An 11057-nucleotide genomic window follows, 5' to 3' on the forward strand; every position below is an offset into this window, starting at 1 on the left:
GGTCAGATTGATTCGACTGGGGCGGGGAAAGTGGAAAGGACACATTCTCCGCCCTTCTTCCCATTTATGCAGGCCTACATCGTCTCTCGTTCGGGGAGCGTTTCTTGATATAGCGGGATTCTCACTCGTCAATCATGCAACTGTATGGGATCTATGCTCCGGCACTGGAGCAGTAGGGATTGAAGCGTTAAGCTGGGGCGCATCGGAATGTGTATTCGTAGACATAAATCCTCTTGCCGCATCCTTCATATATTCGGCCATTCGCGAATTAGGTGCTGCTGCATATACTTTAGTGCTTAAAGGCGACGTTCGGAAATTGGTTCCCAAACTGGATTCGAAACCGGACATAGTCTTCATTGATCCGCCATACGATCATCACAAACTTTACGAATGGATTGACAGTGTAGACTGGAAACGGATTCTATCAGAAGATGGAATGGTATTTGCTGAATGCGGAACTGAAGCAATATTACAGCATGACTGGAAAATGAGGAAATACGGAGGAACTCATCTCATGTGGAAAGTACTAAAAGAAACAGAATGAATATTATTTATCCCGGCACATTCGATCCCGTAACATTCGGCCATATTGACATTATCAGAAGAGCACTGAACATATTCGATCATATTGAAATAGCAGTAGTAGCGCGATCTTCGAAAGAACTCTGTTTCCCTGTCGAGGAAAGGGTTAATCTGATGAAGATGGCAATGCTTGAAACGGGAATAGACAGAGTCAGTGTAACATCATTTGATTCTCTTCTTGTCGATTACATGAAGAAGACTGATTGCAGGACATTTATCAGGGGATTGAGAGCGAATTCCGATTTTGAGTATGAATTCCAGATGCAGCTGGTTAACAGACGACTGGCACCGGAGATATCAGGTTTATATCTTATGCCGTCTGAGGAGAACATGTACCTGTCTTCGACAATTGTCAGAGAGATAGCAAGATTCGGTGGTGATCTTTCAACTATTGTTACAGTAGGTGTAAGAGAAGCTCTTGAGAAAAGATTCGCCCCTTCGGCCGAAAGTAAATCCGACGATTGGATGTACTGATGGATTATTCCAGAACCGCAATGTCACTCACCCCTTCTGCGACTCTGCAGCTCAGCACGCGGGCCAGGGAACTCAGCCGCGAGGGAAGAGATATCATTTCCCTTTCCGCCGGACAGCCGGATTTTCCTACACCGATTCCAATCGCAGAGGCAGGTATTGATGCAATCAGAGAGGGGAAAACAGGATATACAGCAAGCACAGGGATACCTGAGCTGAAAGAGGCTGTTGCCGCGCAGTATTCCAGAAGAAGAAACGTAAACTGGTTATCATCCAATGTACTTGTGGGATGTGGAGCGAAGCACAATCTTGCCAATCTTGTTCGGGCAGCGATTAATCCCGGAGACAGAGTTCTCCTGCCAAGGCCATTCTGGGTAAGCTACCCCGAGATGATCAAAGCTTCAGGCGGAATACCTGTATTTCCCGAGGGGGGCATGAACGGCTCAGAAATCAGGAAAGCAGCCGAAGAGGGTGCCGTGGGAGTATTTCTTAATTATCCCTCCAATCCCACCGGTTTTGTTCCCTCCGTCTCCTTCATGAGGGAGATTGCGGATGCGGTTGCTGACACGGACATGTGGGTAATTTCAGATGATATCTATGAAGATCTGGCATATCTTGATTCCGGTGTGCCGCATATTCTAGATTTCCACCCATTACTCAAAGATCGAACAGCTGTTGTCTCAGGAGTATCCAAAACCTATGCCATGACCGGGTGGAGAATAGGGTACTCTCTTGCATGCAGCGAATGGACCAGACTTGCCGGAATACTTCAGGCTCACTCAACTTCAAATCCCTGTTCCATTTCTCAGTGGGCAGCCCTTGCCGCGCTCGAGGGAAAAGCAAACAGGGAAAAAGAAGAAATGCACAAATCTTTCCAAATGAGAAGGGATTTGGTCTGTGAGCTTCTAGCCGGGGTTGATGGTCTGGAATTCAAAAAGCCGGATGGCGCGTTTTACGTTTTCCCTCGATTGCTCACTGATCCTGAAAAGGCTGACACAAACAGATTCTGCAGCGAACTTCTGTTCGAAGAAGGAGTAGCTGTAATACCCGGATCGGCATTTGGAGCTGAAGGGTATATTCGAATTTCCTTTGCGGCTTCTGCGGATGATATCCAAAGAGGTATACACAGGTTAAGGGAATTCCTGCACAGGAGGTTGAATACATGATTGTTAATTGTCCGGGCTGTAATTGCAAGTATAACATTCCATCAGAGAAAATTGGTGACTCCCCCAAACGGTTTCGCTGCAGGAAATGTTCTGAAGTATTTATGATTCATCCTCCCAAACCGGAGAAACCTGAAATTCCGCCAATACCGGTTGAAATGGATGAAAATCTCAAACATGCTATGAGATTCGCGCGGGTTCTTGCCAGTGATATACTTGTCTACAATCGCGAGATCATTGAAAAAGCGAGAGATGAGGGAAATCTTCCAGAGGTTATGGAGCGGGAGATCCACAAATCGTGGGAACTCTGGGAGAGCAGGTTTCCAAAGGAGAGTAAAACTGATCCGGGGATTTTCAGTAACGCTTTGAATTACTTCCTTGCTGACGGTGAAGAAGTATTCAGAAATCAGACGTATTCCTGATATTACCCTTCTCTTATTCTTTTTAGGATGATTCTGAAGATTATGTGACACAGCATAAGATGAACATCTTCGATCTGCTGCATATCTTCGCTGGGTACAATGATTGATTCTGTAGCAACCTTGACAGCTTCTCCGCCTTCGAAACCGGATAGCAGAATTGAAACAGCGCCTTCGTCGTTCGCGATGCGGAACGCGTTTATCACGTTCGGGCTCATACCGCTTCCAGACAGTCCGATGACCGCATCACCCTTTTCAACCAGATTTTTCAGCTGTTCTCCAAATGTATTTGTGTAATCTGTATCGTTCGCCCATGCGGTTATCAGCGGTATATTGTCGGAAAGGCATATTGCTTTGAATCTTGGTTTATCAGGCGTAACGGTTCCCTTCGCGAGATCACATGTAAAATGGCTGGATGTAGATGCTCCGCCGCCATTACCGAAAATAAAAACTCTTCCTTCAGAATAGTATGTATTAAGAAGAGTTTTAATAATCTTCTCGATGTCCTCTGAAGGTATTTTAAGAGCAAGTGCGCTCACCTGATCAAGGTAGGTTCCAATATCTTTCAGCATACTGTCTCCAATCAGAATATTGACAGGTATTTGTCGGTTGCTCTGGTTCCTTCATCAACATCAGAATCCGGTAGAACCAGAGTGTTTTTTAAAAAGCTGTTGTGTCGGACTTTCGCTCCGGAAAGCACCACACAGTTCTCAAGACAGCATCCATTTTCGATAGTTGCTCCTTCCTGCACCCATAATGTACCCATGATCTCAATCTCCGCATACGACTGGCTGTTTTCAATTAAAATCCCATTCTTTATGCAGGAAGGTTTTATATACGGTTTCACCTGACCTGAAAGAACTTCATGGCAGGCAATCAGGTAGCTTTTCAGAGACCCTATATCCCTTGTATACCCGCCTGGAGTATCAGCGGCAAGAATTCTTCCCTCCCTGAGTAATCCGGGAAATACATCCAGTCCGAAATCACTGAAGCTGCCATCCTCGATATGTGATACAGCTGAACTTCTGCAGATATATATCCCGGAATTAGCCATGTTCGATTCAGCAAGTTCAGGAGGAGGTTTTTCTCGGAAACGGGAAATTCTGCCGTCAGGACCGGTAATGACAATCCCTTTGCTTGAAGGATCACCAGTCGGAGATAGCGCGATTGTGATTTCAGAATTCAATCTGGAGTGAACCTTGAAAAGAGATTCCAGAGGCTGTCTTGTCAGATTGTCACCATAAACCACAAGGAATTCGTCTCCCAGAAGCGGTAAAGCCCTTCGAACCGCGCCTGCCGTACCAAGCGGTTCCTCCTCAAGCTGAAAAGATGTTTTAAGAGGGAGATCAGAGCCTGCAATGAAGTCTCTGATCATTTCCGCCTTCCAGGACCCGTTAACAACTGTTTCAGTAACTCCCAGCTGCGTCAGATGAAGCAGAATGTCATGAAGCAGAACGAATCCTGTGATTTCTATCAGAGGTTTTGGAATTGCATCCGTTAGAGGCCTGAGCCTGGTTCCCGATCCAGCGCATAAGACAATTGCTTTCATTGGTCTGCGTTATCCGGTGATGGAACAGCATATCTGATGATACCGTTTCCGAAACCCGTTAATCTGGCGATCAGGTACAGAAGGCGCTGAAGCCCCAGGCGAAAGTAAACATAGCGAAAGAACCGCTCAATAATGTTCCCTTTTCCAATGATCGGCGGGTCAACCAGTCTTCTTATCGACCCATAATTACCTGATTGTCTTCCGATGATACTGAATCCTGCTTTTCGCAGAAAACCTTCCAGCGATGAGGGCTGGAAGAAATATAGATGTGCCGGAACCGCGTCCGGCTTTATCGTACCCGGCTTCATACGTTTCAAACGGGCTTCGGCAACTTCTTCCCAGTGGAAGAGTTCCCATGGACACTGAACAACAAGAATTCCGCCGGGAGCAAGAAGTGATCGAATGCGCCGGAGAGTATCGAATGGGCGGTGAAGGTGCTCGAGTACATCAAGAAGGAGTACTACGTCAAAAGAACCTTCTGGCAAAGTAACGGATTCCACACTTCCGGTATGGACATTCAGATTTAATTGATCTCGCGAATGGGCCGAAGAAAGAGGGCTTATTTCAATACCGGTAACTTCCCAGCCATTCGATCGGAGAAAGTCAAGAAGAAATCCATATGCGCACCCGACCTCAAGCAGTCTTCTTCCGCTTGTGCGTTTGATAAGATCGCGGTGCCTGCGCCTGAAAATCCGGAGGAATGTGTCGTGATACTGCTCAAAAATATTGACGTAGCCCTTGTAACCCACGTCTCCATCTTCGTAATAGGATTTGCTGTACATTTTTGTAAGTTCGTCCTCTGAAGGACGTTCAGCCAGATAGACAAATCCGCAGTTCCTGCATCTGACAACAGGCCATGTCATCTGGATACTCAGAAGAGAAAAGCAATTCGAACCACAGAGTTTGCAGTCAGTCTTTTCTCTCGGGAAAGTGCTCCAATCCAGAATTATACCTCTTTCACGCCTGAATATGCTGTCATAATTCAACAGGTGCACCGGAACCGGTATTCCTGCGGACTTGACACGTCAACCCCTGTGACACTTGACAGGATAAGAATAACGTCGAATATCCAGCAAATCATTTTGATGAACAACATGCATGATAAAGAATAACAATACCCTGCATGAGAAGGGGTTGACAATTTCCAACCCCTTGACAGATTACGGTCCTACGCAAAATTTCTGAAACGTTACGGGAACCATAATGCTTATTCTTAATTATAACATGTGAATCTATTCATTTGAAAGGCGGATGTTTTGGCGACCAAGCGAACAGAAGGCAGGTCACTTGAGCTATACCTGAGAGAAATCGGAAGTAAAGAAACACTATCATCCGCGGAGGAAGCATCGCTCGCAAAACGGATCCGAAAAGGTGAGCAGGAAGCTCTTAACGAGCTGACAGAGGCTAATCTCAGATTCGTTGTAAGCATTGCAAAACAGTACGCGAACCAGGGTGTTGCGCTGGAAGATCTGATAAACGAGGGGAATGTAGGGCTTATAAGGGCCGCCAAGGGATTTGATGAGAGTAAGGGCTGCCGCTTCATTACGTATGCTGTCTGGTGGATCAGACAGGCGATCCTGCAAGCACTTGCAGAGCAATCGAGAATTGTCCGTCTGCCATTGAATCGAGTAGGAGAGCTGTACAAGATGGGGCGGGCTGCGCGCGAACTGGGACATTCACTTGGAAGAAATCCATCAACAAATGAGATAGCGGATGAGCTGGATGTATCCAGAGATGACGTAGAATGTATGATGTCCATTCACAGCACACATTTATCACTTGACAGTCCGGTGTATGAGGGTAGCGACAAGACTTTCCAGGAAATGATCTCTAACGATGATGATGTCCCGCCCGATGAAGCAGTGGTGCTTTCCGCAATGAGGAGAAGTGTTGCCGGGATGCTTGATATCCTTGACCAGCGCGAAAGAACCATCATACAGCTGTTCTTTGGAATCAATACAGACCGAAGGCATACACTTGCTGAAATTGGCAGAACCATGGGTATCAGCAGGGAGAGGGTTCGTCAGCTCAAGAACAGAGCTATCTCAAAGCTTAATGATAAATCAGATAATAAAAACCTTCTTCTTTATCTGAAGTAGCGATTAAGGTTGAGAAGATGCCCTTAGGTACGATACACTGGATACCGCACAAATCCGGCAGAAGAAGTAAACCCTACAATCTGACGAGCGTCAAATTCAGGTTGTTCATTCTCATTTCCGCTTTATTTCTTACCGGACTGGCGACGCTGTTTTTCATTATTGGCCGCGAAAATGGCAGGAATCAGGTCTCTATTGACAGCAAAAGGGAACTTATCCTGCTTCGGGGAGAAGTGTATCAGCTCTCAAGACGGGTAAGAGATCTTACGCTTGATTTTGAGAGAATACTAATACGTGAGGAACAGATTCTTGTAGCTGGAGCCGGACTGAATCTGGATTTTTCCGGACTATTTCATAGAGACGACACACCTGTAGAACCTCCCGGAAATGATATTTTCAGATATATTGACGATCTGGAAATGGAGGTGCTTCTGGCTGAACGTCTGGCTTCCGCGGAACTGATGGCCTACGATTCACTGGTGAACTTCTTCATTGAAAGAAAGAGTGAACTGGCTCAAATTCCTACTATCTGGCCAGTTGACGGCATATTTGTGAGTGATTTCGGTCCCAGGATTGATCCGTTCACAGGTGCGGTTCGATATCATAAGGGCATTGATCTGGCATGTGTCAGCGGCACTCCCATATATGCTCCAGCGGATGGAGTAGTCATTTTCGGTGGATGGACAGGCGGCTGGGGACTTAATATCGTGGTCAGGCATACTGAGCACGTTTCAACAAGATATGCTCATTGTTCATCATTATGTTCAGTTGCTGGTCAGCGTGTCATGCGTGGTGATCTTATTGCCAGGGTTGGTTCTACAGGCAGGTCTGTCGCACCGCATCTGCATTACGAAGTACTGATAGACGGAGTACAGGTTGACCCTGAGGATTATATAATAAGGGAAGGGCCCCATGCGGCGGTATTCTGACCGTAATTCGATCCTTGTCAGTGCCTGTCTATGCGGAATTCCGTGCAGATACGACGGAAAATCCAAACCTGTTGAAAAATATGTGCGTATGCTCAGAAACGGAAAATGTCTTCCATTCTGTCCTGAAAGACTTGGCGGTCTCACTACTCCGAGAGAACCAGCGGAGATTACAGGGGATGATGGTTTCGCAGTCCTTGACGGCAAGGCGGAAGTACTTCTGCGCGACGTCCCCGGAAAGGTAACATCTTTCTTCCTAAAAGGCGCTTCTCTGTCCGTCTCACTCGCGAACGCAGTCAAACCATCTATTATCTATCTAAAGGAAAAAAGTCCCTCCTGCGGGCTGCGAAACGGTAAATCAATGCCGGGGGTTGCTGCGGCCGCATTGATCAGAGCAGGCTTCAGTGTGGAACCTGCGGATTGAAACCAGAAGTAGATCTCTGGGAACGGTACGGCCCTTTATTCTCAATTGAAGAGAAACTGATATTTCCTCCCGATCATCGTGAACTTCAATTCTATGGTGAGTTGCGAAAACGACATCGGGGAAGTTGCATGGAAATCGGAGCGGGTGACGGAAGACTGGCCGGTGTTCTGGGTAGTGATTCACTTACAGTAGGACTTGAGCCGTCAGCGTCCATGTTTGAACTCTGGACTCCCGATGACCGCGAAAGAGTCCGTTGTATAAGAGGACTGGGACAGCAGCTGCCACTGCTGGAATCCAGCCTTGATTTCATTCTATTTCCATACAATGGAATTCATTGCATTCTGGATAGAGATGACCGGAGAAACCTTCTCTCAGAAGTTGCCCGTGTACTTCATCCCCGGGGAAAGTTCTTCGCCGAGACATGTCCCAGATTCGATGACAGGGAAGACGAAGAGAATGTTGAGCGATATCATTACCGGAAAGATGGCTTTTCACTTCGTCTTGTGGAGACTGTAAGTCACGACAGAGAAAAGGGAATTATATCCTTTGATATGGAATACTCCGGAAGTTCGGTTCCTGAAGGTACTTCATCCATGGTTCTTGAACTCGCGTTGATATCTGCGGGAGAATTTCTGCATGACATCAGGGAAGCTGGATTGAATATAGTATCGATCTGGGGGGATTACGATTACTCCCCCTGGGATAAACGGTATTCACCAAGACTTCTGATTCTGGCAGAGAGGAGCGATACATGATTTTGATGAAGGGTCTCCTGGTTCTAAGTCTGCTTTCAGGCGGGATGTCCGATCTGAGAGAACCCTGCCCATCTCCGGACGGTGAAACCGTTGCATTCTGCTTCAGAGGAGATATATGGGAAGCTCCGCTAACCGGAGGAACCATGAGATGTCTTGTTCCCGGTGAGAGTATTGAGACTTCTCCCAGCTATTCTCCGGACGGGGAAAGACTCGCATTCACCAGTGACAGAACCGGCGGGGGAGATATATATGTAATGAATGCCACCGGAGGACAATCAACCCGTCTGACGTTTCATGCCGGTGAGGATCGTGTACTCTGCTGGAACTCATCAGCTGACTCTATCTATTTCCTCTCGTCAAGAGAAGGCGGAGATGACTGGGTTTACTCGGTTTCCGTCTCAGGCGGTACTCCGCGACCGGTTGCCAGAGTTGAGACTCAGAATACATGTGTGCTGCCCGGAGGGTTAGCGATTGAAAGAGGATTTACCCCCTGGTGGCGAAAGCACTACAGCGGATCGGCCTCCAGGAATATCTGGATCGGCTCCGGAGAAACATGGGAGATCCTGATCGATTCTGAACTCGATGAAAAATGGCCCATGTATTCCGCGATTACAGGTGAGATTCTCTTTGTAATGGAAGATTCATCAGGTCATAACGCCATCTGGAGTATTTTTCCGGGGGAAGAACCGCTTCAAAGAACATTTTTCTCCGAAGGAGATATCACATATCCTGCTATAAGCTCAACCGGCGGAATCGTTGTTTTCGAGTATGAAGGCAGACTGTTCTCGATGAATGTCCCCGGGTGGTCCGTATCCTTAATCAATATTGACTCAAATACCGATTACCCTTTTCCTATGCAGTATGGAGAGACGGTTGGATACTCGACCGATTGCTTTGATGTTGACTCGTCCGGTATTCAGATGGCTGTGGTGGGAATTGGCGACCTGTTCGCAGGGCGAATTTCCGACAACAACCTTGAAGACATGATTGAGGTTTATTCCGGTTCCGCCAGAGTCAGGCATCCAGCCTGGAGCCCCGATGGAATGTCTCTGGCCTTCACTCTCGAGTATGATGGTTTAATTGAGCTGGCACTCGCGAATGCTGAACTGCAGGATACCATTCTGCTTGATTCGGCATTTCCGGATGTTCATATCCTTTCAACCTCCGCGGATGTAGCCACCAGACCGGTCTGGTCACCCGATGGAAACAGAATCTCATATCTCGATGGTCCGGGCAGGCTCCATGTGATTGATATAAGAACTGAACAGGATATCACACTTTGCGGAATCTCGGAAATTTTCCACCACTCCTGGTCACCCGACGGGATGTGGCTTGCCTTCAGTGTGCCTGTACTCGCACACAGGGAGGAAATATTCATTGTATCCTCCAGGGGCGGTGAGCCCTTCAATATCAGCCGTCATCCTAACGATGACTTTCAGCCTTTCTGGCCTGAAGACGGTCGGAGGATACTGTACGCAAGCAGGACGGATGATGGAAATTACTCGATAAAGCAGGTCTGGCTGACAAGAGAGGACTGGGACTGTGACGATGAAGAGCGGGAAGCTCTTCTTGACGATCACCGTGTTACAGTGGAAATCGAATGGGACGGTCTTCAGAGAAGAACGGAAACTCTATGTACGGTTAAAGGATCCTACGATTTCTATGGAACTTCGCCGGACGGCAGAATAATAGCTTTTCCAGCCTGGGACAGCAACGACAGAATGGACCTCTGGACAGTTGACTGGAAAGGTGAGTCACTTACGAGATTGACATGGACAGGTGAAGCTCCCGAAGGTATTCAGATTACCAGCGATGAAGAGATTTACTATCTCGCCATAGGCGGCCTTGTAAGATCGACCTCAGTTAATGGCGGAGCAGGAGGAGTATTTGGATGGAGAATGCCGGTCTGGCGTTCGATACCTTTGCTTCAGGCGCAGAAATTCGATGAAGCATGGAGACTTCTAAGAGATAACTTCTACGATCCTGATATGCATCAGGTTGACTGGAACGCAATGCGTTCCAAATATCGCGAAAGAGCCGTATCAAGCATCATAAACGAGGATTTCAATGACGTTGTAAGAAGGATGCTCGGAGAACTCTCCGCATCGCATCTTGGTATATCCGGATCATGGTATTTTGATTCTTCCCCAAGATCTGGTTCAGTGGGTATAATCCCTGATTATGACTGGAACGGTAATGGAATCCGTGTGGATAGTGTAATACCCTATTCCCCTGCCGATCTGGATGGTTCCCTTATTCTTCCGGGTGATATCATTATCTCGATTCAAGGTTTTCCAGTGGGAGCAAACGACAATCTCTACAGAGCGCTTCTTCAGAGAAGCGGCAGGGAGACAGGGTTTAATGTGCTCAGAAACAATGAAGCACTCGACATAGACATTGAACCGGTTTCCATCTGGAGAATCGAAGATCTCCTGTATGACGAATGGATCGAGAAAAACAGAAGGGAAGTAGCAAGGCTGACTGATGGGAGAGTGGGTTATCTGCACATTCCATCCATGAGCAGCAGAAGTGTTGATGATTTCCTGATAGATCTGTTCGCTGAAGGTATGAACCGTGATGGAATGATTATAGACATCCGTGATAACGGTGGAGGCAATACTCACGATGAGATCATTCGAGAACTGGGACGCCCGGCTTACATGTTTTCACGC

General features: G+C 47.2%; 12 protein-coding genes. 9 read left to right on the plus strand and 3 right to left on the minus strand.

The annotated features are described in order from the left end of the window. Positions 1-7 precede the first annotated feature (7 nt). From K8R76_07800 to K8R76_07815, 4 genes are read left to right on the plus strand one after another with little or no spacing between them, the layout of a single operon-like run. Complete coding sequence (locus K8R76_07800; GenBank protein MCD4848077.1) at positions 8-544, plus strand: RsmD family RNA methyltransferase; 537 nt, start codon at positions 8-10, stop codon at positions 542-544. Then, complete coding sequence (gene coaD, locus K8R76_07805; GenBank protein ID MCD4848078.1) at positions 541-1056, plus strand: pantetheine-phosphate adenylyltransferase; 516 nt, start codon at positions 541-543, stop codon at positions 1054-1056. Before K8R76_07800 ends, coaD begins: the two co-directional genes overlap by 4 nt. Then, positions 1056-2219 carry a pyridoxal phosphate-dependent aminotransferase gene (locus tag K8R76_07810; protein MCD4848079.1) on the plus strand — a complete coding sequence of 388 codons (1164 nt, stop codon included), beginning with the start codon at positions 1056-1058 and terminating at the stop codon, positions 2217-2219. Before coaD ends, K8R76_07810 begins: the two co-directional genes overlap by 1 nt. Next, on the plus strand, positions 2216-2638 hold the full coding sequence (locus K8R76_07815) for a zinc-ribbon domain-containing protein (GenBank protein ID MCD4848080.1): 423 nt from the start codon (positions 2216-2218) through the stop codon (positions 2636-2638). The genes K8R76_07810 and K8R76_07815 overlap by 4 nt, the downstream gene beginning before the upstream one ends. Positions 2639-2640: 2 nt before the next feature. On the opposite strand, the gene K8R76_07820 is transcribed toward K8R76_07815, so the two are convergent. From K8R76_07820 to K8R76_07830, 3 genes are read right to left on the minus strand one after another with little or no spacing between them, the layout of a single operon-like run. After that, positions 2641-3207, minus strand: coding sequence for an SIS domain-containing protein (locus tag K8R76_07820; protein MCD4848081.1), 567 nt, complete (start codon positions 3205-3207; stop codon positions 2641-2643). An 11-nt stretch (positions 3208-3218) separates the two neighbouring features. Next, the gene (locus tag K8R76_07825; protein MCD4848082.1) at positions 3219-4184 is read right to left on the minus strand and encodes an NDP-sugar synthase; all 966 of its coding nucleotides are present in this window, start codon (positions 4182-4184) and stop codon (positions 3219-3221) included. After that, positions 4181-5179, minus strand: coding sequence for a class I SAM-dependent methyltransferase (locus K8R76_07830; protein ID MCD4848083.1), 999 nt, complete (start codon positions 5177-5179; stop codon positions 4181-4183). The genes K8R76_07825 and K8R76_07830 overlap by 4 nt, the downstream gene beginning before the upstream one ends. A gap of 261 nt (positions 5180-5440) precedes the next feature. On the opposite strand from K8R76_07830, the gene K8R76_07835 reads away from it, so the two are divergent. The 5 genes from K8R76_07835 to K8R76_07855 form a co-directional block, all read left to right on the plus strand. After that, a complete protein-coding gene (locus tag K8R76_07835) occupies positions 5441-6283 on the plus strand; it encodes an RNA polymerase sigma factor RpoD/SigA (protein ID MCD4848084.1) in 843 nt (280 codons plus the stop codon). 17 nt (positions 6284-6300) lie between these two features. Then, complete coding sequence (locus K8R76_07840; protein MCD4848085.1) at positions 6301-7209, plus strand: M23 family metallopeptidase; 909 nt, start codon at positions 6301-6303, stop codon at positions 7207-7209. Further along, the gene (locus K8R76_07845) at positions 7193-7630 is read left to right on the plus strand and encodes a DUF523 domain-containing protein (GenBank protein ID MCD4848086.1); all 438 of its coding nucleotides are present in this window, start codon (positions 7193-7195) and stop codon (positions 7628-7630) included. The genes K8R76_07840 and K8R76_07845 overlap by 17 nt, the downstream gene beginning before the upstream one ends. Next, positions 7627-8385, plus strand: coding sequence for a class I SAM-dependent methyltransferase (locus K8R76_07850; GenBank protein ID MCD4848087.1), 759 nt, complete (start codon positions 7627-7629; stop codon positions 8383-8385). The genes K8R76_07845 and K8R76_07850 overlap by 4 nt, the downstream gene beginning before the upstream one ends. Next, positions 8382-11057 (plus strand): hypothetical protein (locus tag K8R76_07855; GenBank protein ID MCD4848088.1); only part of this gene is annotated, 2676 nt, incomplete at its 3' end. The genes K8R76_07850 and K8R76_07855, both read left to right, overlap by 4 nt.

It is taken from the genome of Candidatus Aegiribacteria sp. (assembly GCA_021108435.1).
In the GTDB taxonomy this organism is placed as follows: domain Bacteria; phylum Fermentibacterota; class Fermentibacteria; order Fermentibacterales; family JCC-6; genus Aegiribacteria.

Bases quoted from the DNA above. Each gene is read 5' to 3' on its own strand.
- coaD (MCD4848078.1), top strand. From the start codon at position 541: ATGAATATTATTTATCCCGGCACATTCGATCCCGTAACATTCGGCCAT.
- K8R76_07810 (MCD4848079.1), top strand. From the start codon at position 1,056: ATGGATTATTCCAGAACCGCAATGTCACTCACCCCTTCTGCGACTCTG.
- K8R76_07815 (MCD4848080.1), top strand. From the start codon at position 2,216: ATGATTGTTAATTGTCCGGGCTGTAATTGCAAGTATAACATTCCATCA.
- K8R76_07820 (MCD4848081.1), bottom strand. From the start codon at position 3,207: ATGCTGAAAGATATTGGAACCTACCTTGATCAGGTGAGCGCACTTGCT.
- K8R76_07825 (MCD4848082.1), bottom strand. From the start codon at position 4,184: ATGAAAGCAATTGTCTTATGCGCTGGATCGGGAACCAGGCTCAGGCCT.
- K8R76_07840 (MCD4848085.1), top strand. From the start codon at position 6,301: ATGCCCTTAGGTACGATACACTGGATACCGCACAAATCCGGCAGAAGA.
- K8R76_07845 (MCD4848086.1), top strand. From the start codon at position 7,193: ATGCGGCGGTATTCTGACCGTAATTCGATCCTTGTCAGTGCCTGTCTA.